The sequence below is a fragment of the Pseudoalteromonas sp. XMcav11-Q genome (assembly GCF_040104525.1).
Lineage (GTDB): Bacteria > Pseudomonadota > Gammaproteobacteria > Enterobacterales > Alteromonadaceae > Pseudoalteromonas.
In genome coordinates, this window is record NZ_JBECOX010000005.1 from 1 (window position 1) to 22912 (window position 22912).

23 protein-coding genes are annotated in these 22912 nt (G+C 43.0%); 9 read left to right on the forward strand and 14 right to left on the reverse strand.

Annotation, left to right across the window (positions count from 1 at the left end; translation table 11 throughout):
- Positions 1-251: 251 nt before the first annotated feature.
- From pgl to pgi, 3 genes are all read right to left on the reverse strand, one after another.
- Complete coding sequence (pgl, locus tag ABMY45_RS09395; protein WP_010606511.1) at positions 252-962, reverse strand: 6-phosphogluconolactonase; 711 nt, start codon at positions 960-962, stop codon at positions 252-254.
- Complete coding sequence (gene zwf, locus ABMY45_RS09400) at positions 962-2431, reverse strand: glucose-6-phosphate dehydrogenase (protein ID WP_227387214.1); 1470 nt, start codon at positions 2429-2431, stop codon at positions 962-964. Before zwf ends, pgl begins: the two co-directional genes overlap by 1 nt.
- A 285-nt stretch (positions 2432-2716) precedes the next feature.
- On the reverse strand, positions 2717-4363 hold the full coding sequence (gene pgi / locus ABMY45_RS09405) for a glucose-6-phosphate isomerase (RefSeq protein ID WP_349288801.1): 1647 nt from the start codon (positions 4361-4363) through the stop codon (positions 2717-2719).
- Between the two features lie 382 nt (positions 4364-4745).
- On the opposite strand from pgi, the gene ABMY45_RS09410 reads away from it, so the two are divergent.
- On the forward strand, positions 4746-5783 hold the full coding sequence (locus tag ABMY45_RS09410; RefSeq protein ID WP_349288802.1) for a LacI family DNA-binding transcriptional regulator: 1038 nt from the start codon (positions 4746-4748) through the stop codon (positions 5781-5783).
- Between the two features lie 50 nt (positions 5784-5833).
- Here the strand turns inward: ABMY45_RS09410 and ABMY45_RS09415 are convergent, their stop codons facing one another.
- Together ABMY45_RS09415 and ABMY45_RS09420 are read right to left on the reverse strand one after the other, a co-directional pair.
- Positions 5834-6901, reverse strand: a complete 1068-nt coding sequence (locus ABMY45_RS09415) for an AI-2E family transporter (protein ID WP_010606507.1) — start codon at positions 6899-6901, stop codon at positions 5834-5836.
- Positions 6894-7145 (reverse strand): hypothetical protein, encoded by a 252-nt coding sequence (locus tag ABMY45_RS09420; RefSeq protein ID WP_010375515.1) that lies wholly within the window; start codon positions 7143-7145, stop codon positions 6894-6896. The genes ABMY45_RS09415 and ABMY45_RS09420 overlap by 8 nt, the downstream gene beginning before the upstream one ends.
- A 65-nt stretch (positions 7146-7210) precedes the next feature.
- On the opposite strand from ABMY45_RS09420, the gene ABMY45_RS09425 reads away from it, so the two are divergent.
- The 5 genes from ABMY45_RS09425 to ABMY45_RS09445 all read left to right on the forward strand — a co-directional run bounded on the left by ABMY45_RS09425 (position 7211) and on the right by ABMY45_RS09445 (position 10802).
- Complete coding sequence (locus tag ABMY45_RS09425; protein ID WP_010606506.1) at positions 7211-7876, forward strand: hypothetical protein; 666 nt, start codon at positions 7211-7213, stop codon at positions 7874-7876.
- 1 nt (position 7877) lies between these two features.
- Entirely contained in the window at positions 7878-9329 is a 1452-nt protein-coding gene (locus tag ABMY45_RS09430) for a M48 family metalloprotease (RefSeq protein WP_010606505.1), read from the forward strand.
- 140 nt (positions 9330-9469) lie between these two features.
- Positions 9470-9817 carry an arsenate reductase (glutaredoxin) gene (gene arsC / locus ABMY45_RS09435; protein WP_010606504.1) on the forward strand — a complete coding sequence of 116 codons (348 nt, stop codon included), beginning with the start codon at positions 9470-9472 and terminating at the stop codon, positions 9815-9817.
- A complete protein-coding gene (wrbA, locus tag ABMY45_RS09440; protein ID WP_010606503.1) occupies positions 9817-10368 on the forward strand; it encodes an NAD(P)H:quinone oxidoreductase in 552 nt (183 codons plus the stop codon). The genes arsC and wrbA overlap by 1 nt, the downstream gene beginning before the upstream one ends.
- Positions 10365-10802, forward strand: a complete 438-nt coding sequence (locus ABMY45_RS09445) for a DUF2069 domain-containing protein (protein WP_010606502.1) — start codon at positions 10365-10367, stop codon at positions 10800-10802. The genes wrbA and ABMY45_RS09445 overlap by 4 nt, the downstream gene beginning before the upstream one ends.
- A gap of 94 nt (positions 10803-10896) precedes the next feature.
- Here the strand turns inward: ABMY45_RS09445 and ABMY45_RS09450 are convergent, their stop codons facing one another.
- Complete coding sequence (locus ABMY45_RS09450) at positions 10897-12234, reverse strand: ankyrin repeat domain-containing protein (protein WP_349288803.1); 1338 nt, start codon at positions 12232-12234, stop codon at positions 10897-10899.
- Positions 12235-12379: 145 nt separating this feature from the next.
- Here ABMY45_RS09450 and ABMY45_RS09455 point away from each other — a divergent pair, with 145 nt between their 5' ends.
- On the forward strand, positions 12380-12586 hold the full coding sequence (locus tag ABMY45_RS09455; protein WP_010606500.1) for a DUF2897 family protein: 207 nt from the start codon (positions 12380-12382) through the stop codon (positions 12584-12586).
- Between the two features lie 35 nt (positions 12587-12621).
- Here the strand turns inward: ABMY45_RS09455 and ABMY45_RS09460 are convergent, their stop codons facing one another.
- On the reverse strand, positions 12622-13032 hold the full coding sequence (locus ABMY45_RS09460) for a hypothetical protein (protein WP_017218873.1): 411 nt from the start codon (positions 13030-13032) through the stop codon (positions 12622-12624).
- A 106-nt stretch (positions 13033-13138) separates the two neighbouring features.
- On the reverse strand, positions 13139-14296 hold the full coding sequence (locus ABMY45_RS09465) for an endonuclease/exonuclease/phosphatase family protein (protein WP_174170954.1): 1158 nt from the start codon (positions 14294-14296) through the stop codon (positions 13139-13141).
- Between the two features lie 166 nt (positions 14297-14462).
- Between ABMY45_RS09465 and ABMY45_RS09470 the strand changes: the two genes are divergently transcribed.
- On the forward strand, positions 14463-16481 hold the full coding sequence (locus tag ABMY45_RS09470) for a response regulator (RefSeq protein WP_174170955.1): 2019 nt from the start codon (positions 14463-14465) through the stop codon (positions 16479-16481).
- A gap of 45 nt (positions 16482-16526) precedes the next feature.
- Here ABMY45_RS09470 and ABMY45_RS09475 read toward each other — a convergent pair whose 3' ends face one another.
- The 4 genes from ABMY45_RS09475 to ABMY45_RS09490 all read right to left on the reverse strand — a co-directional run bounded on the left by ABMY45_RS09475 (position 16527) and on the right by ABMY45_RS09490 (position 21630).
- Positions 16527-17498, reverse strand: coding sequence for a RimK family alpha-L-glutamate ligase (locus ABMY45_RS09475; RefSeq protein ID WP_010375495.1), 972 nt, complete (start codon positions 17496-17498; stop codon positions 16527-16529).
- Positions 17499-17667: 169 nt separating this feature from the next.
- Positions 17668-18957 (reverse strand): Glu/Leu/Phe/Val dehydrogenase, encoded by a 1290-nt coding sequence (locus tag ABMY45_RS09480; RefSeq protein ID WP_174170956.1) that lies wholly within the window; start codon positions 18955-18957, stop codon positions 17668-17670.
- 86 nt (positions 18958-19043) lie between these two features.
- On the reverse strand, positions 19044-21017 hold the full coding sequence (locus tag ABMY45_RS09485) for a UvrD-helicase domain-containing protein (protein WP_206471631.1): 1974 nt from the start codon (positions 21015-21017) through the stop codon (positions 19044-19046).
- A gap of 151 nt (positions 21018-21168) precedes the next feature.
- Positions 21169-21630, reverse strand: coding sequence for an HPP family protein (locus ABMY45_RS09490; protein ID WP_010375489.1), 462 nt, complete (start codon positions 21628-21630; stop codon positions 21169-21171).
- Between the two features lie 110 nt (positions 21631-21740).
- On the opposite strand from ABMY45_RS09490, the gene ABMY45_RS09495 reads away from it, so the two are divergent.
- The gene (locus ABMY45_RS09495) at positions 21741-22271 is read left to right on the forward strand and encodes a TetR/AcrR family transcriptional regulator (protein ID WP_174170958.1); all 531 of its coding nucleotides are present in this window, start codon (positions 21741-21743) and stop codon (positions 22269-22271) included.
- On the opposite strand, the gene ABMY45_RS09500 is transcribed toward ABMY45_RS09495, so the two are convergent.
- The gene (locus tag ABMY45_RS09500; RefSeq protein WP_045989089.1) at positions 22261-22572 is read right to left on the reverse strand and encodes a YciI family protein; all 312 of its coding nucleotides are present in this window, start codon (positions 22570-22572) and stop codon (positions 22261-22263) included. The two genes, ABMY45_RS09495 and ABMY45_RS09500, sit on opposite strands and share 11 nt — an antisense overlap.
- 20 nt (positions 22573-22592) lie before the next feature.
- The gene (locus ABMY45_RS09505) at positions 22593-22820 is read right to left on the reverse strand and encodes a hypothetical protein (protein ID WP_017218863.1); all 228 of its coding nucleotides are present in this window, start codon (positions 22818-22820) and stop codon (positions 22593-22595) included.
- Between the last annotated feature and the right edge of the window lie 92 nt (positions 22821-22912).

A 22912-nucleotide genomic window follows, 5' to 3' on the forward strand; every position in this document is an offset into this window, starting at 1 on the left:
AAGAAGTAAGAAGTAAGAAGTAAGAAGTAAGAAGTAAGAAGTAAGAAGTAAGAAGTAAGAAGTAAGAAGTAAGAAGTAAGAAGTAAGAAGTAAGAAGTAAGAAGTAAGAAGTAAGAAGTAAGAAGTAAGAAGTATTGTCGCTTCGAGCTTAATGTCCAGAGGTATTCAATCAGTTGACTCAAATAATCTAGGTAAGGCCAGCTACCACGCCAACCTTACCTTCTACTATTTCTAGTACCTATGATCTTAGGTTACGGGCACCAGAATACGGTCAAATTAATATCAGGATGATTTAATACAGCACGCAGTGGTACTTCATACTCTGAGCCGGGTTGTTTTGCCGCTTCATACACCGCTTTTTTTTCATCACCAGAGATCAATAAAACAGCCGCCTTAGAATTAGCTATTCCTGCCAAAGACAAACTCATGCGCTCGGTGATCTCACCTGTCACTTCGCTTTGATGAGCATTAATTGCGCACACAGTGTTTGTAGTCGTTAATGCGTGTTCTAGGCCATTTGCACTTGGGAATAAACTGGCGGTATGACCATCCGGCCCCATTCCTAAAATGGTTACATCAAACGGCTTTTTCAACGCTGCATAAGCAGACTCACATAGATCAGCGCCTTCTAGTGCTGACACTGCTGCATTCTTCATTGTCACAAATCGAGCATTTGCCGCTTTGTCTTTCAGTAATGTCGACTTAATAAATGCTTCGTTAGACTTTTCGTGATCCGGTTCGACCCAACGTTCATCAACCATAGCAACCGTAATTTTGTCCCAGCCTAGCTCAACACCTGAAAGGTAACGATACGCTGGAGCCGGTGATGAACCGCCAGACACTAGCAACACCGCTTCACCGTCTTGCTCAATACCTTGACTGAGCCCAGTTTGAAGTAGCTCTGCAAGCGCTGCTGTCATTTCGTCTTTCGAGTTGAAGTTTCTTTCTGTTAACTGTGCCATTACGCTTGCTCTCCCGCATTGAACCAAACATGTTTGTTTTCTTCAAGCAGTTCATCGGCATCTTCAGGACCCCAAGAGCCAGCACGATAAAGTGACGGAGTCCCTTTACTCTGCCAACGCTCAATGATTGGATCAACCCACTGCCACGCTTGTCGTACTTCGTCACGGTGAATAAATAAAGCAGGGTTATTTGCAGCTGCGTCTAGCATTAAGCGCTTATATGCATCTGAATGATAGCCATTGTTATACTTTTCACTCAATGAGATATTTAGCGTCACTGGCTCTAGTTGCATTTCAAGGTTATCTAGACGCTTAGACATTAGCGTTAATTGAATACTTTCTTCAGGCTGTAATCTTATCACCAAGCGGTTTGGCTGAATTGGACCCGCCGCATCACCATAGACGTTATGAGAAACAGGCTTGTACTCAACCACAATTTCAGCACAACGCTTTTTCATACGCTTGCCTGTTCTTAAATAGAAAGGCACACCAGACCAACGCCAGTTATCAATGTGAGCACGAATAGCAACAAATGTTTCTGTTTTACTCGACCCTTCGCCCAGCTCTTCTAGGTAACCAGGTACCAGCTTACCTTCAAGGTCGCCTGGTACATATTGACCACGCACAACATTATTATCTACATCTGAGTCAATTAGCGGTCTAAGCGCTTCTAATACTTTAAGCTTTTCAGTGCGAATACTGTTGGCATTAAGTTTATGTGGTGACTCCATCGCAACCAAGCAAAGTAGTTGCAATAAGTGATTTTGCACCATATCACGAAGCGCGCCCGCTTTGTCGTAGAAGCCAGCTCGGCTTTCAAGACCTACCGTTTCAGAGATACTGATCTGAATATTATCTATGGCTTTAGCATCCCATAAATTCTCGAACAGTGCGTTTGAGAACCTAAGCGCCATCAGGTTTTGAACCGTTTCTTTACCTAAGTAATGATCGATACGGAATACTTGCTCTTCCGAGAAGAACTCACCGATTTTGGCATTAATTTCTTCTGCAGATTTACCGCAATAGCCAATAGGCTTTTCAACAACTACACGTGATTGCTCAGTGATTAGCCCTTTGATTGACAATAGCTCACAACAACGGCCATAAACCGCTGGAGGAAGTGACAAATAGAATACACGAGACTTATCTTCCCCATCGGCCAACATATTCTTTAGCGTATCCCAGTGTTCGTCTTCTTCAGTAACATTGACTATCACAGGTACTAAAAACTGTTCAAATGCGGACCAATCTTTCTTGTTGTATTCGCCTTTGCCAAGGTGAGTTTGTAATGCGATATGTGCCGTTTCGATAAATTCTTGTTGTTTGTTTTGTTCACGAACGGTCGGTAAGATGCGAGTGCCTTCAGGTAAGTTACCTTCTTGATATGCACGATACAAAGCAGGTAGGAGTTTGCGAAGTGCTAAATCGCCTCCCCCACCAAAAATTACGATGTCAAAAGGATTAAGCATAATTCACTCTCATTAGGTTAGGCGTGCACTACAAGCACGCAGTGTTTATTCGATTTGGAGCCACTCCAAAGCCTACCAAACTCATTGTGTAACGGGTGATGATTTCGATTGCAATGCACTAGTAATATCAATTCGACTTAATACCTGCTCAATTTGAGGGATTAAGTAAGTTGGTATAAATGAGTCTTAGAAACCTGTATTTCCTCTCACAAAAATACAGGTTCTAAGTACTCCAGCGCTACCCGTTCAAAGGTATTCTGTTTACTTCCAGTTCCACTCGAAGTATTAATTTGTTCTCTTTTGCTTGTAATAAGCGATTAGACCCGCCGTTGAGCTATCATGCGGGTTAGTAACGCCTTCTTGCGTTAGCTCGGCTTCAATATTTGAAGCAAGCCCTTTACCAAGCTCAACACCCCACTGGTCAAATGAACACACATCCAAAATAATACCTTGGCAGAAAATTTTGTGTTCATACAAGGCAATTAGTCGGCCCACAGCTTTTGCATCTACCTTATCTAAGATAAATGAAGAGGTTGGACGGTTACCTTGGTGTATTTTATGCGGGATCAACTTGTCGATTTCCGCATCCGACTTACCTTTAGCCGTTAAATCTTCACGAACCTGCTGTGCATCTACACCCGCCATCATCGCTTCCGTTTGCGCAAAGAAGTTAGACAGTAAAATATCGTGATGCTGGCCTACTTTGTTTTGCGGCTCAATTGAAGCGATAAAATCAGCAGGCACGATTACATTACCTTGGTGCAAACACTGATAAAAAGCGTGTTGGCCATTTATCCCTGTCATGCCCCAAATAATTGGCACAGTCGTATAGTTTACCTGTTCTCCTGCAAAAGTAACATGCTTACCGTTACTTTCCATTTCACCTTGTTGTAAATACGCAGGCAGCATATGAAGCGCCTGATCATAAGGCAAAATAGCTTGTGCTTGATACCCTAAGAAACTGGTATTCCAAACGCTAAGTAACGCCATCAACAGTGGAATATTGTCTTCGTTGTTTGCCGTTTTAAAGTGCTCGTCAATTTCAAACGCACCTTCAAGCACTTCGACAAACTTATCGAAGCCTAAATAAAGTGCGATTGGCAATCCTATCGCGCTCCAAAGCGAGAAACGACCGCCAACCCAGTCCCACATCGTAAATACGTTGTCATCGCTAATACCAAACGCTCTGGTCTTCTCAAGATTGGTGCTCACCGCAACAAAATGCTTGGCGATTGCCGTTCTATCATTTGCAGCATTCAAAAACCACTCAACGGCAGTCTTTGCATTGGTCATGGTTTCAGAGGTCGTGAACGTTTTTGATGACACAACAAACAAGGTGGTTTCTGCATCCAAACCTTTTAGTACTGAAGCAATCTGTACACCGTCAACATTCGAAACATAATGCACGTTTAGCGTGTCATCTGCATACGCGGCTAGCGCATCAGTCACCATTTGCGGACCTAAGTTAGAACCACCAACGCCAATCGCAACCACATCTTTTACAGCTTTGCCTGTATACCCTCGCCACTCACCTGAACGAACTCGGTTACTAAATGCTTGTAGTTTTTCTAATTCCGCATTGACTTGCTCAGTAACATTTACGCCATCCACATAAATAGGTGTATTTGCTCGGTTACGCAGCGCCGTATGTAAAACCGCTCGGTCTTCGGTGATATTTATTTTTTCACCAGAAAACATCTTTTCTCGCCAAAGCGCGATATCGCTCTCTTTTGCGAGCTGCATCATTTCAGAGAATGTTTGGTCGTCAATGCGTTGCTTGGAAAAGTCGAACAACACACCTGGGATTTGACGAGAGAACTTTTCAAATCTTTGTGCATCGTTTGCAAACATCGTTTTTAAATGCTGCTGCTCTACTCGCTGCGCAGAACCACTGAGCTTTTGCCAACTATCCAAATCTACACGACCACCCATTACATATTCCCCTAAGACGTAAGTGATTGTTAGTTACCTTACTTTTCAGGTAGTAACAACAAAGAAACATTATTAAACAAGCACATTATGCCAAAATGACAACGCTGTCAAATCGCTTCTTTTCAATTTTACATTGCGAATAATAACCTAAAATAAAATTTTTGACACCGGTATCATTCATTTATTTCTGCGAATTGTAGTGCTAAATTCTGTACTTATTAGATAGACTAAGAAAAACAGATGATCCTTTTATTAAGCCAATAGTCACCTGAGCGGCTAAATATCTCAGAAATTGGGCGCTAGCTTCTGCATACATAAAGCGCTACTATTCCTCTGTGCTTAATAATGATCGATACAGACCTGTAAATAGAAGAACAATTACATGAAAGTCACTATTAATGATGTTGCCAAGCTAGCTGGCGTATCTATGAAAACCGTATCGCGGGTAATCAATAAAGAGCCTTCGGTTAGAAAAAAAACCTACGATCAAGTAATGCAGGCTGTAAAAGAGCTTAATTATCAGCCTAATATTGCTGCGAGAAACTTAGCTGGTACTTCTTCATTTGCAATTGGCTTGGTCTACGACAATCCCAATGCGTATTATGTCATTGATATGCAAAATGGGGTGTTATCTCGCTGTAGGGATGAAGGGTATGAACTCGTCATCCACCCCTGTGAATCCAATTCGGAAAATATGGCCGAAGAATTCGTCACTATGATCAAACGCTCACGTCTTGCAGGTTTGGTTTTGACTCCTCCTCTATCCGAGCAACAAACCATTATTGATATGCTAGATGAGCTGGGCATTCATTACGTGCGTCTACTTTCAGGCCGAGCGCAAGAAGCGGAAAACAGCGCAAATAACTGTATCTTTGTTGACGACTACGCTGCAGCCTATGAAATTACCGAGCATCTGATCCAACTTGGACATAAAAAAATTGCTTTTGTACTTGGCGATGAAGAGCATAAATCAACTGCAGAGCGACTAGCTGGATATCGCGATGCGCTGAAAGCACACGATATAAAACAAGACGATACACTGCTCTATCACGGCACGTACTCATTTGAATCTGGAGTAAAAGGCGCTAAAGCACTGCTGGCCGATGGTAATCCAAACCAAATCACTGCGATTTTAGGTGGTAACGATGAGGTAGCCGCTGGAGCTTTATTTGCTGCGCGGCTGATGAATATAGAGATCCCGGGTCAATTGTCTATCAGTGGCTTTGAGGACTCTCCATTCTCCCGCCAAACTTGGCCAAAGCTTACGACTGCACATCAGGCTAACAACATTATTTCTGAACATGCTGCGCGTCTATTGTTTTCTAAAACACGTGGACATCGAAAAAATGATAAAGAAGTCTCACATGTGTTCACACCGAGCATGGTGGTTCGTGAAAGCACGGGTAGAGTCACACAATAACTACTTATTTATAGTCGGCTCATGAGCCGACTAACATCAAAAAAACTTCACTATTTCACCAATAGTTCTTCACTCTTACTCGACCATGCATTGATCAGCGCCTTGACCAGAGATGCAAGTGGAATAGCAAAGAATACCCCCCAAAACCCCCATAAACCACCAAAAAATAATACTGCAACAATAATATAAACAGGGTTAAGATCCACAGCTTCTGAAAACAATAACGGCACTAAAACATTACCATCTAATGCTTGAATAATGCCGTACGCGATGAGAATGGTCCAAAATTCTGGCGCTAGACCAAATTGAAACAAAGCTACTGCGGCAACGGGTAAGGTAACGAGTGCAGCACCAATAAATGGGATAAGTACAGAAAGTCCAACCAATGTCCCCAGTAATGCGGCATAGCGTAAATCCAAAATAGAAAAGGTCACAAAGCTCACTACACCAACGATGACAATCTCAAAAACTTTACCACGAATATAATTCATGATTTGTTGGTCCATCTCATGCCACACTTGTGAAATAAGCTTTCTGTCCTTAGGTATAATTTTTGACACTCCAGATGTAAGTTCTGACTTGTCTTTCAACATGAAAAAAGCAAGCAGTGGCACTAAGACCAAATAAATCATCCATGCGACAACGTCTTTTAATGAGGTTAATGAGGCTGAGACAATAACTTCGCCAAGCTCTAGCAATTTACTTTCCACAGAGCTCACAATTGCCTGTACCTGAGTTGTAGAGATCAGCGTCGGGTAGTATTCAGGTAAATGTAAAAGGAAGTCCTTACCCTCTTCTACCATGGTTGGACTTTCTTGGAGCAAGTTACTTAACTGTTGCCACAGAACAGGAACGATACCAAATACCAGCCCCAAAGCGACGCCCACAAATACCGCCATTACGACTACTGCTGATAACATCCTACTGCCAGTCACTCGGGTGAGCTTATTCACTGGCCATTCAAGTAAATAGGCTATGACAATTGCGACCAGTACCGGCATGACATAACTGCCAAAAAAGTACAGCAAAGCAACTGTGGCAACTAGCATCAACAATAGCGTGACGGAATGTGGATCTGAAAACTTTTTGATGTACCACGCTTTTACTAACTCAAACATCCATGATCTCCAAACACACTTCACCGCTTTCAATTTCAATAATTTGGTAACTCACCGAGTTACCATCCAAATACTTTTTGATATCTAACAAGCTCTGATCCTGACTCATCAGCAATTTTAGTTTGCCTAGAGTATAGTCATGGCGCTTTAACCGCCACTTAAACTGAACAAATAATGCAGGACAGGTAAATTCTCGTAGATCATGTACAAATTTTGTCGTCTTGTCTCCACACAAATCACTCAATGCGGTAGCCCTCAAGGCGTTGATGGTTTATTCTTAATAGCATACTCTACTTCTTGGGAATCTTAATGCCAGGCGTTAATAATAAGGCCCGATTGCCAGCCAATCCAACACTAAAAGAAATAAATTGGTACAAAAAGCAAATTAATTGGGGAGAACTTCCGCCTTTTTATCACCTTGTCGCCTCAGCGGTAAGTGAATGTGAAGGTCTGCTCCATCACGGCTTTGACAATGCGGTAAAGCGTTTGCTAGATAAGCGAAATTGGAATATAGAACTATTAGGTGGTTATGAAGATGACAGTGGCATAATTCACTGTGACAATAAACCTCAAATCGCGTTACATCAAGCATTTACTGACAGAGGTTTTGAGCTTTGGGCTTACCCAATAGCCAAAGGCACCAAGATTGATGCCTATGTTAAAGACAATCGTTTTTTGGAGTTTCGAGTATGGGATCCGCATACGATGAAAAACTTACTGCGCATCAACCAGCTCCATAAATTCATTGCGTTTTACTTTGAACGCGGTGATATAGCTGACAAAGCTCTGATACTTCATGCGCACAAAGTGCTGCATATGACAGTGACGTTTTTGCAAAAAGAATTGAACATCACTAGTGTTGCTGGGGTCTCAATAAAAGATTTTTACCAACTTTGTGAAAAAGATGCTCGAGCATGCAATGATGAAGTCGACTTAGCTAGGATCATGCTCGGAGAAGACCTTAAAAGGGATTAAAATGCGGTTAAAACCCCTATTAAATTCAATCGTTTTAACATTTGCGCTCGCTGCATCAAGCAGCGCTATTGCACAAACAGAACTGAAACTACCAGATTTAGGCACTTCAGCTCTCCAAGTACTACCTATTGAAAAAGAACAAGCGATCGGCGAAGTCATGATGATGCAGCTGCGCTCCCGCTCCCCAGTGGTTGGCGATCCGGTACTTGAAGAGTACTTAACCAGCCTAGGCAATCGCCTCGTCGCCAATGCTAATGATGTACGCTTTCCATTTACCTTTTTTTGGATAAATAACAAAGATATTAATGCCTTCGCTTTTTATGGAGGCCACGTTGGTGTACATACAGGACTCATTGCGCAATCCGATAATGAGAGTCAATTAGCATCCGTTATTGGCCACGAAATTGCGCACGTTACCCAACGTCATTTAGCACGCCGCGTACAAAACGCAAAAGACAACAGCGCCTTGACCATAGCGGGGCTTATTACTGGTATTTTGGCAACCGTAGTTGCCCCAGATGCGGGTATCGCCATTTTATCCGCAAGCCAAACGCAATCATCGTTGAACCAACTAACGCATAGCCGAAAAGCCGAGCAAGAAGCCGACCGATTTGGTATGAATACACTACATAAAGCCGGCTTTGACCCCTATGCGGCCAGTGAGTTTTTAACTAAGCTCTCGGATCAAATTCGTTTTAAAAATAAGCCCCCTGCATTTTTGCTTACGCACCCGTTACCCGACAGTCGAGTATCGGACGTTAGGCTTAGGGCACAACAATTCGAGAAAAAGCATTATCCCTCAAGCCTTTCCTACGCGTTAGCTAAAAGCCGTGTGCTTGCACGATACTATTATTCAGAAGATGCTGGTGAAGCCTTTTTCAGAAACGCTCTAAAGCACTCAGCAGAGCTCGACAAGCGCGCCCTACAATACGGGTTAGCAATTACGTTACTCGATCAAAAAAACTACGAGGAAGCTGGCAAACTATTGGATGAGTTGTTAGAAAAAGATCCGAATAACCTGTTTTATCTTGATGTGTATACCGATTATTTAATTGCGACAGAGCATTCTGGCAAAGCGGTTGAGATGCTTCAAGCTCAACACCAACTTAGACCCAATAACCAAGTTATCACACTAAACTATGCCAATGCCGCAATAAAAGCAAAACAGTATGAAGTTGCCGAGCAATTGCTTAAGATCTTTTTGCTTGAGAAACCGGATCATATTCTCGCCCGTGATTTACTCACACAAGCCTATGAAGCCCAAGAAAACAAGGCGGCTTACCATGAGTCAAAAGCGAGTGTCTATGCCCAGTATGGTGCATTTAATAAAGCAGCAGACGAAGTCCAGCGTGCACTCAATCATGTCGAAGATAACGAAGATATCAAGCGTACCAGATTAAAAGCGCTACTTAGCCAATACCGTAATATGCAAAAAGAAATCGCTAAGCTGTGATGCTTGGCGATTGCTTACAGCGATATACAGCGATAGTAGAAACGTATTTAAGCCAATTTTCTTGCACATCGCTTTTCGTCATCTCTGCATTAAGCTATGATCCGCTTACATTACGACTTAGAGCAAAATAGAGCGAAATCATGTCAGTAGAAATCTATCACAACCCGCGTTGTTCAAAATCACGTGAAACCCTAGCTTTACTAGAGTCCAATGGCGTTAATCCTACCGTTATTGAATACCTAAAGACGCCAATCGATAGTGACACTTTGGCTAATTTACTTTCTAAACTTGGATTTAGTTCTGCTCATCAGCTTGTACGTAGCAAAGAAACGCTCTACAAAGAGCTTGGACTATCGAAAGAGTCGGACGAAGCGACACTGCGCACTGCCATGCTTGAAAACCCTAAACTGATTGAGCGTCCTATCGTTGTTAAAGGTGATAAGGCGGCGATTGGCAGGCCTCCAGAGTCGGTGCTTAATATCCTGTAATGAGTAAAATTCTTATTTTATACCACTCCAGTCATGGCTCTGTGGCAAATATGGCGCACGAATTTGCAGACACCATAGTGTCACAAGGTGGTGAAGCCATAGTGCGCGTATTTGAGAAGCGCCAAGACCATGATGTGATCGTAACAAAGCAAGACTTAGTAGCATGCGACGGGTTAGCGTTCGGTACTCCAACACGCTTTGGCATGATGGCAGCCCAAGCGAAAGCGTTTTGGGAAACCACCAGCGATTTGTGGCTTAAAGGCACGCTCATCGATAAACCAGCCTGCGTATTTTCGTCTTCAAGCAGTATGCACGGTGGCAACGAGGCTACCCTACTCAACCTCTCCTTACCGTTATTACACCACGGCATGATGTTGTTAGGTATCCCCTATGATGTTCCAGAGCTTTTGGCGACCGAAATGGGCGGAACGCCTTACGGTGCAACACATGTTGCGGGCAGCCAAAACAATGCTTCACTCACTCAAACAGAAATCAAAATTTGTCGTGCAGCAGCGAGTCGACTGCTACGCGTCGCGGAAAAGTTAACATGAATGAAATTGCAAAAAAGCCCATCACTAGACGCTTTCAACGCTTTGCGCTAGTCGGGTATTTTGGTCTTTTGATCCTGATGCCACTGTGGCTCTTCGTGCTTGCACCAAGAGAAGGTTACAGCTTGGGCTTTGTCTTTGTGGTGTACGTTTTACCTTTATTACTCCCGCTTAAAGGTATTTTACAAGATAAGCCATACACTTATGCGTGGGCAAACTTTGTCGTAATGTTTTATTTTATCCACGGCTTTACCCTGTTGTGGACATCTCCAGACGAGCTATTGTTAGTCCTGCTTGAGATTGGCTTTGCAACGTCCATGTTTATTGGTTGCACTTACTATGCAAGACACAGAGGCCAAGAGTTAGGGTTGAAGATCCGCAAGTTAAAAGAAGACCTTGCTGACGAAAAGGCAGCGCACGAGCATAAAGAGTCATAATCTCGCTCGCATAACTCCATTAAAAAAGCGCAGTCTTCAATGAAGTAACTGCGCTTTTTAGCATCAATCCGTCAGCTTAGTTCGTTACTGTAAGCTACTGCAACGATAGTACGGCTATCAACACCAATACTGAAAACAATACCTGCACACCAATACTAAGCCATGCTAACGCATTTACCCCGATTAGTGACCAAGGCGTTGAGCTGTTTGGGTATAGAGGGTTGCTGCGTTTACGCCTCGCAAAAACAAAAATTGCGATAGAAGCTGCCGTAGTGACAAGTGTTGCGATGGTTTTTTCATCCACCTCATCAGTAAAGAATAAAAATAACTGCAGCGGTAGCAAAATAGCAGCAAAGGCATAAAGAATATGGACAGTTTTTATTTTTTGATACTTTGCCTCATTAGAAAGCTCGATAATACCGTGCTGCTCAAATGTTTGCTTAGAAGTAAGCGCCTGATTTTTCATAGCCACACGGTAAGGGGTGTCGCCATGAATATCCGCAAGCGTCGGGTCATCACCATGTTCAAAAATCATTTCGATCATAGCTGCAGAGTTCGATGCCGCCGCATAGTGCATTAAGTTCCTGCCCGATTCGTCCAATTCATTTACTTTATGGTGCGGCAACATGGTTTCAACCGCGCTCACAAAGCCATTTTCAACCGCTAACATAATAGCTGAGCGCCCACTGCTATTATCTCTCGCAGTTCCTGTCGCGCCCTGCGTGACTAAGGTGATAATCGCTGATTGCTTCACCTGTTGTTGGGTTAGCTGGAACAATAGCGCTTGTTCCAAAAGACCCGTTACTTCATCTTTGTCACACATAGTGCAAAGCAGCTCAAAAGTCTGCTGTCCATCCAGCAAACTATCTGTTGCTAGTTTAGCCGTGGCTGCTCGGTCAAGCAGACAAGTATCAATATGAGTCAATAGTGCCGCATGTGTTGCCTCCGAGCTGTTGCACCACAGAGAAACAATTTCTTTCGCGCTAAACTTAAGCCCTTTCTCCAGTAGCCATATCAGCGTTTTTTCATAATGTTTGTCACAGAGCAACTCTACAAACGATAAGCTTTGCTCTTGCACCTGAGCTTGAATATTAGAGTACTGGCCAAGACGCTGAATGAGTGTTTTTATTAGCTCATCCTGATCAGTATCATTTTCCTCAATGTGTTGAATTACGCTATTAACGTATTGACGCTGTTTATCGTCATAGTCATCAATATGCTGAAAATAACAGGCTTCGAACGGCTCTAGCGGTCGTAACCAAGCGAGGTAAAATAAAGGAGGTAGAACAGTGGTCGTTACGCCCTGCTCATCTTTCATTTGTTGGCAATTCGGCCATGCCTCTATGGCATCTAGAATGTAAGCACCGTTTTGTTCGATTAACCCCTTTAACAGCATGGGATACTGAGCAGGCCAAATTAACACTTGTTCCATGAATGCGCTATTATCCTCAGAATGTAAATATATGCAGCATAATTATCGCGAAATGACTAGGTGGTGAATAATATCAACAGTCGCGCTAAAATGCTCACCTATTTCAGGACAAATTTAAAAAATAGGGCTTTTTTGAGGAGCTAGAATGGGCAATCAATTAGAAACATGGCAAGTGGTCTTGATCATTGCTGGCGTGTTAGGGGTGATTTGGAGCAATATTGCGTTGTTAAAGTATTCCGCCAAATTTGAAATGAAAAAGAAAATAGACGAGCAAACGGCACCTTTTGACAAAGATAAAGTAACATCCAAAAACAACACGCCTCAAAACAATCCAAAAAAGGATGAAGATTGAAGCATGTTGCGACGTTAGACGTGCTGACTAATCATTCATCCACATTTGAAATTTAATCGCACATCATAAGGCTTACCGAGCGCACCATCGGCTATTCCTCCACCTATGGTCATTGCAGCCCCTGCATCATCAACACTATTTCGACCAAAAATCCACATCGCCATACCGGCAGCCTCAACGGCGTTAGCTACGCCTTTTTGCGTGATATAAGTACTCTCAGGCGTATCGCTGTTATAAATGATATCTAGATTCACAACATACGCGACCATATCAGCTTGTTTGCAATAGTGTCTAGCCTGCTTTAATGCTTCTTTACTACCCGCATCACGGCTGTCGGAAAATAACATAATATTATGCACACCATCAGACGATGGACGCACATCATCATGATGAGCACACCCAGATAACCAAACCGCTAAACCAACACTTAATAGAATTCTTTTCATCACACTCTCCTATTCATTAAGCGCAAGCTTAAAGGTTATTTCGGTTTAGTTCCGTTAGTCATTGTTTAAATTTGTAGTAAGCGACACGGTTGACCAATCACTGAGCTCACTTAACTTCCACGTCCACCCAAACTAGGCGATGATCGGAGCTGGCATGACGACTTTCCACTAAACGGAATAATTCATCTTCTTTGCTTGGCCAGAAAACCCCGCTGCTAAGTACTCGAAAGCCGAACTTGGATGGTAGTACGTAATCTACGCGTGCCCCCCAATGTGCGGTATAACTGCGACTCGCACTTTCCTTGCTATGTTCACTTCCGCCTCTACTCGTTGGCGCTAAGTCCGAGAATACTTTAGGGTTATCTAATAATTGTTCTATCACACCAGGTCTATGTTTATCCCCTGTATCGGCAGCATTTAAATCACCGACAATGACAAACCGTGTATCATTTTTAAGGCCACCTTTAACGCCATTATCATCATAAATGTACTGGCTACGTTTAGGGTCGATATAATCGGCCATTAAGCGGATCTCATCGTGATTTCTGTTGCCATTTCTATCCTCTTCACCATCAAAAACTGGAGGCGTTGGATGCATCGCCAGCAGGTGAAATAATTTACCGTTCACTTCAATTGGCAGATCCCAGTGAGATTTTGAGCTTAGTCTCAAATTTTGCCACTCTTGCTCACTATACCAAGGCTGTTTCGTCACAGGGTCTGTTGTGACCTTATGGTCTGGCATATCTTTCCAAAGAAAGGTCTGCAGAGTTCGGGCCTGCTCTTTTTTAATCGGGTACTTTGACAGTACAACCATCCCATATTGCCCCTCATATAAACCAAACCCTTGGGCATCACCGCCATAACTAGATTGCTTGCCGTCATTATCTAAATCATACGGTGTTGGTAATCCAGTATTGACTGGCGCAATATAAAAGTAAGGATACGATATCGGCTGCTGATCCGCTTGAGGTTGTGCTAGATAGTTATTTACAAATGCCTGTACACCTTTATTTGGTTCAGCGATGTAATCAAATTCATTAAGTAGAATCACATCTGGGCGAACACGCTGAATGATTTCTGCAATATTTCTGATTTGTTGATGTTGACCATTCTGTAGCAGTTTACTGAGCTTTTGAGAGTCCAGAGCTTGCCCTTTTTGTTGATAGTTCGTTGCTTCCATACTGACATTAAAGGTAGCAACACGAAGTGTTTGTGCACTTACGACCGTTGTCATTAATAAAAAAAGTAGACCTACGTATTTCATAGACTTGCCTTAAAAAATTGTGAAAATCCCGCGTCGACTATTTTATTCATAATCCTTTGAAAAATGGAAATTATCTCGACAGATTCAAACGATTTAATGTTGGCAAGTTAGCAAAGAGCGGTTAAAGTTAAGTGATTAACTGCCTTGTACTGCCAATGTGAAATTTGTGAGTATTTTAAAACGATTACACCTCATCACCACAAACCAAGACACCACATTTGAAGAAAAAGTGACGGCGCTGCTGACACTTGGTCTCGATGTGTTTGAGCTTGATATTGCAATCGTCAGTGAAATTCAGGCTGATATATACACAGTAAGACATGTGATCACCCCAGATAATTCTTTGTTGGTAGGTACGGATTTTGAACTGGCGAACACCTATTGCTGGCACACTTTACAAGCTGACAGCGCACTGTCTTTTCATCACGCTGGTATCAGCGAAATTGCCACTCACCCTTGCTACGCAAACTTTGGCCTAGAGAGCTACATTGGTGCGCCGATTATTGTTGATGGTAAACGCTATGGTACCGTCAACTTTTCCGCATCTAGTGCCAAAGCCCAAGCGTTCAGTCAAGAACACTTAGATTACGTGAGTTTATTAGGTCAATGGATTGGTGTTGAAATTTCTCGGCAAAAGGCGTTAAAAAAGATACAACACCGTTCACAAGCATTAGCAGCGATGAGCCGTCTTGCTGATATTGGCTCATGGGAAGTCGATTTTAAAAAGAACAAAGTGTATTGGAGCCAACAAACGCGACTCATTCATGGCGTTGATGATAACTTTACACCAACACTCGACAATGCCATCAGCTTCTATAAACCCGGCGTTCACCAAGGAAACATTAAACAAGCCATAGACGACGCCATCACCTCCAAAACCAAATGGGACATAGAATCCATTATTATTGATGCCAACGGCAACGAAAAGTGGGTCGCCTCTCACGGTCAAGGTGAATATGAAAATGGCGAATGCGTTCGGGTTTTTGGTGCCATTCAAGATATAGATGAACAAGTCAAAATGCGTATTGCATTGGAGCAAAAGCGCGAAGAAGCGGAGCAACTTCTTAAAACCCGGAGTGAATTTATCGCCAAAATCAGCCATGAATTAAGAACCCCGCTGAACGGATTAGTCGGTATGCTTCAAGCGTGCAGAAAAGAAACCGACATAAAAGAAATCAAGAGCAACCTGAGCGTTGCAGTCAACAGTGCAGATATGTTGATCACATTAATAAACGACGTATTAGACTTCAGTAAGTTAAATAGTAATAACCTGAAGCTAGACAATACTCCGTTTGATCTTCATCAGTTAGTCGAACAAGTTGTAGGCCTGTACAGTCCAGCCTGTCGCGAAAAAGGGCTTTCAATTAACTTCCATATTCATAAAAAAGGTACAAATTGGCTCTATTCAGATCCGACGCGAGTTAAACAAATTATTGCAAACCTCGTGAGTAACGCCATCAAATTTACACCAACGGGTAGTATCGATATTTATGCCGACGTGCTGGGAAGTGAAACTTCACCGGTTCTACAATTAAGTGTCTCAGACACAGGCATAGGGATTGCTAAGACCAATCAAGTACATCTTTTTCAGCCATTTAGCCAAGGCGATGTCAGTGTAAGTCGGCATTTTGGTGGTACTGGTCTTGGCCTTTCAATCGTATTTGAGCTTTGTAATTTGTTACAAGGCGAAGTACAGGTAGAAAGTGAGTTGGGTAAAGGAAGTACCTTTATCGTTACCTTCCCAATAGAGTTTGCAGACGAGACCAACGACGTACAAGAGCAAAAGACTGAAGAGCAGCATATTTCCTTATCAGAATGTAAAATCCTGCTTGTAGATGATAATCAAATCAACGTACTGGTGATGGAAAAGTTACTGAATCAGTTTGGTGCAACTCACATCGACAAAGTTTATAACGGCGAGCAAGCCGTAAAATCATGCCAAGACAAAACCTTTGATATTGTGTTTATGGATTGCGTCATGCCGATTATGGATGGCTTTGAAGCCACTCGTAGTATTCGTAGGCTGTCAAAAGAGAAACGCCAAGGACCACATATTATTGCGTTGACCGCCAATACTTCAGAGTCCGATAAGGCAGCCTGTTATGAGGCCGGCATGAATAACTTTCTGTCTAAGCCTATTCAGCTTGACGCACTAAGAAGCGCGCTTGAGCCCTTCACGCAATAAAAAAGGAGCTTGACCTAGCTCCTTTCTTGTTATGACGTAGCGGTATTATTCCGCTGCTTTTTCTTTGCTCGCTTTAGTGCCGTTACTGCTCTTCTTTGATTGACCAGTGCGATTAAAGATCCCTAAGCGAATTCGAATAAAGTGTAAAATCTCTCTCGCCACATCAATGTCTACAGCCTGTTCTAGCCCTTCAAAACCTGGACTTGAGTTTGCTTCACAAATTTTAAAATGCTCTTCATCGAATAATAAGTCGATGCCAGCAACATCTAGATTCAGGATATTAGCGGTCTGTGTTGCTAGCCATTCGATTTCAGGGGTGATCGGGTGTGGGCTACCTTTTGCACCTAAACTTACGTTGGCCTTAAAGTTCTTACCGCCAGAATTACGCTCCATACAAGCGACAGCACGGCCGCCAATGGTCAATACACGTAAGTCTCGACCATGACTCGACTTCACAAAACGCTGCAAAATGATATTTGCTTTTGGATTTGTTGCTTCAATAAGTTGCATCAAATCATCAAATTCACCGCGTGATTTTGACAAAAATACGCCGCTGCCCTGCGAGCCTGATAGCGTTTTAATCACGACTGGGAAACCAATTTGCTTCTCTACCAGTTCAATATTTACAGGGAACTTAACCAACATGGTTTTTGGTGTTGGTAAGTTTTGCTCTGCAAGGATCTGCTGCGCATACAGCTTATCTTTTACAGTTTCGATAGACTGCGAAGAGTTAAAACAATGTACGCCTAAACGCTCAAGGTGACGGATAATCGCAAGCGTAAAGTAAGTCGTGCCTGCACCCATACGCGGCAGTACAAAGTCAGGTAACGCAACCGGCTGACCATCGATTAGAATACTTTCTTCATCTTCTCTAGTTACCAATAGATCGAATTGATCAGGTGAGTAAACTTGAAGATCAATACCTTCTTCCTTTGCCACCGCCATCAATCTATCTATTTCATAAATTTCAGGTTTTAACAAACTGGCAGAGTCTTTGTAAATGATCCAACCGCGCATACGAATTGCCCCTTGAGTAGCGGAATAAGAGGGTCGCTGTTGACACGAATTGTTAAGTGAAAACACCTAAGCTGGTTCGTGTATCACCGACCCCCAAACAAAAGCGCGATTATGTGGACTCACCAGAAAACAGTACAGCAAAATAAATTTATCGACACAATCTAAAAAACTACTCACGATTTTCAAAGTAAGATTGTGTCCCGTGGGCTTCCAAGGCGCTCTCAATACGTTTTAATGCCAGTTTGTATACGGCATCTCGCATTTCAAGCCCTTCATCACTTCGCAGCTGCCACGCCGCTTCAAATGCATTCGATAAATATTGCGCCAATTTATCTTGCACAGTTTGCTCGTCCCAAGCCTCTCCTTGGCGATTCTGACACCACTCAAAATAGCTTACGATGACGCCGCCGGCATTAGCTAAAATATCAGGGATCACTATCACGCCCTGTTCATGCAAGATTTCGTCGGCGTCCGCCTCAATGGGTCCATTGGCAATTTCGACAATATATTTTGCTGATACTGCTTTGGCGTTATCTCGGGTGATTGCGCCGGATAGTGCTGCGGGCACCAAAATGTCCACATCCAGCGCAAGCAGCTCTTCATTACTCAGCACTTTATGTTCAACGCTTTCACAGACCGAATCATCACAGTACACGGCTTTAAGCGCCTTATTGCGTTGCTTTTCTTGATAAATGCTTTCTATATCTAAGCCATCTTTACAGTAAATCCCGCCTTTTGAATCGCTTACTGCAACGACTTTATAACCCGCTTGCTGCAACAGCCTTGCACAGTGATAGCCACCGTTACCAAAGCCTTGAATAGCTACCGTTTGTTCCGCTTTATTCCAATTATTTTTTTCACTAAGCCGCTCTATCATTAAAAATGCACCGCGACCCGTGGCGGACTCTCGCCCTTCACTCCCTCCAAAAATAAGCGGTTTACCAGTGATCACGGCAGGACTTTTTTTACGGACGATTTTCTCGTATTCATCCATCATCCAACCCATGATCCTGGCATTGGTGTACACATCCGGTGCGGGAATATCTTGATTGGGTCCAATAAAATCAGCATTAGCTCTAATATATGCTCGAGCAAGGCGCTCAAGCTCCATGGGACTCAGTGATTTAGGGTCAACGGTTACGGCACCTTTACCACCGCCAAATGGCACGCCAACCGCCGCACATTTTAGTGTCATCCAAAGGGCTAAAGCTTGCACCTCACTCATATCAGATTCTTGATGGAAGCGTATTCCGCCTTTTGTTGGGCCTAGCAAATCATTGTATTGACAACGATACGCCTTAAAATAATCAAGCTTACCGTTGTCACGACGAATTGAAATGTTGCTCGACAGCGTTCTTTGAGGCTGGGCTAACGCTTGATAGGTAGACTCGTTAACTCCTGTTTTTTCGACTATATGGTTTAATCTTTTCAACGCGTCTTTTAGTAGATCCGTACTCATCCTTTCCTCGCTTATGTTTTAATTCAACAAGTAATTGTATGAGTGCCTGGCGCAAAAAGATCAAGTCCATCAACAGGGATTAATAATTATGCGATTTCCTCTAAAAAGTAGGAAGGTGTATCATTTGGTGCTAATAAAAAGCATTGTTTCTTCGCTCTAGTTAACGCCACATAGAATAAGCGTCGCTCTTCTGCGTCGGGAAATGCCCCTTGTGCAGGTAAAAGCGCATCGACAAATGCTGGCGTTTTTACCTGTGACGGAAAGTTTCTATGCTTGAGACCAAATACTATCGTAAAGTCTGCTTCAGACCCTTTGGCACCGTGAAAGGTGTTATGTGAAATAATAAGCTCTGGATAGAGCTGCCGCCACTGCGCAATCTTTGATTTATCAGGTAATGCTCTGTGATTCCTTGCCAGTAAGGCAACGGAAGTTTTCCCTTCGTTGCGCTGCTCAATATGATTGAGCAGTTGTTGCGCCTGCGACAATTCATCATCAACCATCACTTTCACTACGCCCTGTCCTGCCACGCCTGTGGTATGAGAAGTGATATGCTTGGTTATTTGTTCTGGATTGCGGCAAATAAACTCACTCGCCGTGTCTAAAATGGTTTGAGGATAACGGAATGTTTTATCCAAATATGTGGTCGTTGACTTACCAAAATACCGAGTAAACTCGGTAGTTAGGCGCATATCGCCACCACTAAAGCGATAAATAGCCTGCCAATCATCACCAACGGCGAACAATTGCGAGCCGGCTTTTTTATCTAGCAACACCTGAATGAGCTTTGCCCGCACACGGGAGATGTCTTGAAATTCGTCGACCAAGATGAACTTCCACGGTGAAATAAACTGACCAGACTCTACGTAATAAATAGCCCGCTCCAGCATGTCATCGAAATCGATGCTAGATTCATTGCTTAGATACAGCTGATATTCCGCAAGAACTGGCATGATCACACTCATTTGATTGCTAAATTGCGTCAGCAGTTGCTCAACCTCCCCCATTATTTGAGCATGCTTCATCAATGGTAATACCTGACTTATCAGGTCTATCGCCTGTGACGCTTGCTGTGTGCTCGAACTTTTCAGAAATAGTGCAAAATCTCGCTCAAAGTGGCTTTCTTGTCGCAACGACTGCACGGTGTCTGCAATAAATTGTTTAAATAGTTTTTTATCCGTTGCTAGATTTGAAATTGTCGGCTTTTCCCCGGTAACCGCTTCGATGATCTGCATGCCAAGCGAATGAAAGGTAGAGCAATTTAAGGTATTACAGAGAGGCCGACAGCGCTGACGCATCTCCGTCGCGGCATCATTACCATACGCAAGCAACAACAGCTCATTCGCCTGAGCTAATTTACGATGCAAGAGATACCCAACTTTGGCCTTGATAACGCTTGTCTTACCCGTGCCTGCGCCAGCAAGCAGTAATTGCCTGTCATCTTGGATCACACAAGCCTTACGCTGAGCTAGCGTAAGGGGATTTGATTCAATGCTGTCAAAATAGTTGGCGTCTTTTGCCAAGTAGTGTTCGACAAAAGCAGACTGAAATTCCGCAACCTCACGCTCATTCCAAAGTGCAATTTCTCGCACTGTTGCTACTTGAGGCTTTAACGAACTTGGTACGATATTGTCATCTAGGTGCTGCCAGCTGGACCATAAGGCACCGCAAACATGACGCACTAAACTTTGATTATGATGGCTAAGATATCGACGCGTTAATAATTGCTCAATTTTACGAACTTTGACTTGCAAGTGCTTGCCATGGTGTAAAATCCAAAGTCGTTGCAATTGTTGCACTAACTCATCTGCACCTTGATTTTTAACACTTAACACATAGGTCTCGTGACCCTGTTTGATCAGGACTTTTTGAGCAAGCCAACCACGCTGAGGTGCTGGTGGAACTGTCATAGCGCTAAAGGGGATGAAACTGTCAGCAGATTTCGACTTAAGGTGGAGGCCTTCTTTCGTACATTTGGCACCACGTACCCCATAAAACAGCCGACTAAAGAGATGTAATGCTATCAATTGGTCAATCAGACAAAGTAATTCCGTTGCAGCCATGCTAGCACGAAACCCAAAAACGCGCTTAATGAAATTTTGTCATCGCTATTTATTTTTTATTAATTTCAATGAACTAATCTAATACCTAGCTAACAGATTGTGCGACTCAATATTTGAGAAGGCAGGCGAATAAGGCCTGCACATCAACATATCAAGCAGCTGTTATTGTAGTTAGCTTTGTTTTAGCCGCTAACGTTGCTTTACCAACCAGTACGAGTACCACTGCACCAATAATCACAGGCGTAAATAAAAAGCTCCATCCCTCCAGTGCCAACATGATCAGTATTGGATTTGCGCCAGCCGGTGGGTGGGTGGTTTTTGTTACTAACATACTAAATACGCCAAGCCCCGTTGCTAATGCCAAAGTGAATTCGTTAACACCGATATACTGCGCAAAAATAATCCCGATTGTTGCGGTAATGATATGTCCAAAGATGACGTTTTTAGGCTGCGCTAGTGGACTTTCGGGCACACCAAATACCAGCACTGCCGTTGCGCCCAAAGGTGCCATTAAAAAAATATGCTCAGCACTTATCGTTTGACTAAACGCCAATATTGCAATTGCGATAAACGCCCCCGCTCCAGCAATTAAAGCAAGTTGTATTTCTCTCATTGTATTCTTTCCCTTTCCAAAAAGTAGACCAACTTGTCTACTCCGCAAATGGTAGACAAGTTGGTCTACTTCTGTCAACCTATAATCACGGTAATAAACATGACTGACTGATGAGTACAAAAAGACAACAACTGATCGATTGCGCAATGGACCTGTTCTATCAACATGGCATTCATGCCATTGGCATTAACGAAGTATTAAAGTCATCTGGCATTGCTAAAAAAACCCTGTACAACCATTTTGAGAGTAAAGAGGCACTGGTGCTTGCAACACTTGAGCAGCGGCATCACCTATTTATATCTTGGTTATCTCGTTGCCTCGAAAATGCTCGAACGAATGAACAGCTCACAGAGCAGCTATTTTCAGCGCTAGATCAGTGGATTAATAACAAAGTGGCAGTGCTGGGCGATTTTCGTGGTTGTTACTTTATCAACACGGCGGCAGAATTTGGTGAGCTTACCAATCCAATAAATCAACTATGCCAGCGGCACAAACTTGCGGTAAAAGCGTTACTTAAACAAGCGCTCAACGACGCTGATGATGCCGCTGTCGAGCGCCTGTTTCTATTGAGCGAAGGGATTATTTCAACGGCCTATACCTGTCACGATACGGATGTGGCCAAGCGGGCACTCAAGAATTAAGGTATTTCTCCACTTCTGTAAAGCAAGATGCAAACTTGCTTGGCACAAACTCGATAATGTCATACCGAGCCACTTCGGCGACATAAAAGGGATCTTGACGAACAATATCAAGTAGTTCAGCTTCACTACTCGCCTTTGCCAAAATAACCCCACCAGTTCGTGGGATTTTTCTGCCAGAGGCGATAAAAGTACCATTGGCATAGAAGCGATCTAAAAACGCAATATGAGGGGCGAGCAGCGGCTCTACCTGTTCAATTTCGGTAACATAAGTAAGGTTAACAATAAATATCGAAGCTGACATTAAGCTATTTTCCTGTGTAATTATGGTTCTGATTTGGGTGCTTTTTTACGTTGTTCTTGTTTGGCTTTCGCGACATTTTTAAAAACGGGTGGTGGAATAGGAAAAAGAGAGATGAGCGGCATTAAAGCCAAAAATAGATAGGCGCCTTTTGGCATTTTTTTGGCCCATAGCACGACCTTAAAAAGTAAAAAGGACGCGATAAAAATCGCCGTAAATAACAACAATACTTCTGTGATCCCTATATCCATTATTATCTTCTCATCTATTCAATAAGCTGGATATGGAGATAAAATGGGTAAAAAGCAAGCGACGTAAAACAAATAAGATAAGAACGAAAAAA

Coding starts and splice junctions, on each gene's coding strand:
- ABMY45_RS09480 (WP_174170956.1), bottom strand. CDS start 18,957: ATGAGTACGGATCTACTAAAAGACGCGTTGAAAAGATTAAACCATATA.
- ABMY45_RS09495 (WP_174170958.1), top strand. CDS start 21,741: ATGAGTACAAAAAGACAACAACTGATCGATTGCGCAATGGACCTGTTC.
- arsC (WP_010606504.1), top strand. CDS start 9,470: ATGTCAGTAGAAATCTATCACAACCCGCGTTGTTCAAAATCACGTGAA.
- wrbA (WP_010606503.1), top strand. CDS start 9,817: ATGAGTAAAATTCTTATTTTATACCACTCCAGTCATGGCTCTGTGGCA.
- zwf (WP_227387214.1), bottom strand. CDS start 2,431: ATGCTTAATCCTTTTGACATCGTAATTTTTGGTGGGGGAGGCGATTTA.
- ABMY45_RS09500 (WP_045989089.1), bottom strand. CDS start 22,572: ATGTCAGCTTCGATATTTATTGTTAACCTTACTTATGTTACCGAAATT.
- ABMY45_RS09485 (WP_206471631.1), bottom strand. CDS start 21,017: ATGGCTGCAACGGAATTACTTTGTCTGATTGACCAATTGATAGCATTA.
- ABMY45_RS09490 (WP_010375489.1), bottom strand. CDS start 21,630: ATGAGAGAAATACAACTTGCTTTAATTGCTGGAGCGGGGGCGTTTATC.
- ABMY45_RS09460 (WP_017218873.1), bottom strand. CDS start 13,032: ATGAAAAGAATTCTATTAAGTGTTGGTTTAGCGGTTTGGTTATCTGGG.
- ABMY45_RS09475 (WP_010375495.1), bottom strand. CDS start 17,498: ATGCGCGGTTGGATCATTTACAAAGACTCTGCCAGTTTGTTAAAACCT.
- ABMY45_RS09410 (WP_349288802.1), top strand. CDS start 4,746: ATGAAAGTCACTATTAATGATGTTGCCAAGCTAGCTGGCGTATCTATG.
- ABMY45_RS09425 (WP_010606506.1), top strand. CDS start 7,211: ATGCCAGGCGTTAATAATAAGGCCCGATTGCCAGCCAATCCAACACTA.
- pgi (WP_349288801.1), bottom strand. CDS start 4,363: ATGGGTGGTCGTGTAGATTTGGATAGTTGGCAAAAGCTCAGTGGTTCT.
- pgl (WP_010606511.1), bottom strand. CDS start 962: ATGGCACAGTTAACAGAAAGAAACTTCAACTCGAAAGACGAAATGACA.
- ABMY45_RS09465 (WP_174170954.1), bottom strand. CDS start 14,296: ATGAAATACGTAGGTCTACTTTTTTTATTAATGACAACGGTCGTAAGT.
- ABMY45_RS09445 (WP_010606502.1), top strand. CDS start 10,365: ATGAATGAAATTGCAAAAAAGCCCATCACTAGACGCTTTCAACGCTTT.
- ABMY45_RS09415 (WP_010606507.1), bottom strand. CDS start 6,901: ATGTTTGAGTTAGTAAAAGCGTGGTACATCAAAAAGTTTTCAGATCCA.
- ABMY45_RS09430 (WP_010606505.1), top strand. CDS start 7,878: ATGCGGTTAAAACCCCTATTAAATTCAATCGTTTTAACATTTGCGCTC.
- ABMY45_RS09450 (WP_349288803.1), bottom strand. CDS start 12,234: ATGGAACAAGTGTTAATTTGGCCTGCTCAGTATCCCATGCTGTTAAAG.
- ABMY45_RS09505 (WP_017218863.1), bottom strand. CDS start 22,820: ATGGATATAGGGATCACAGAAGTATTGTTGTTATTTACGGCGATTTTT.
- ABMY45_RS09455 (WP_010606500.1), top strand. CDS start 12,380: ATGGGCAATCAATTAGAAACATGGCAAGTGGTCTTGATCATTGCTGGC.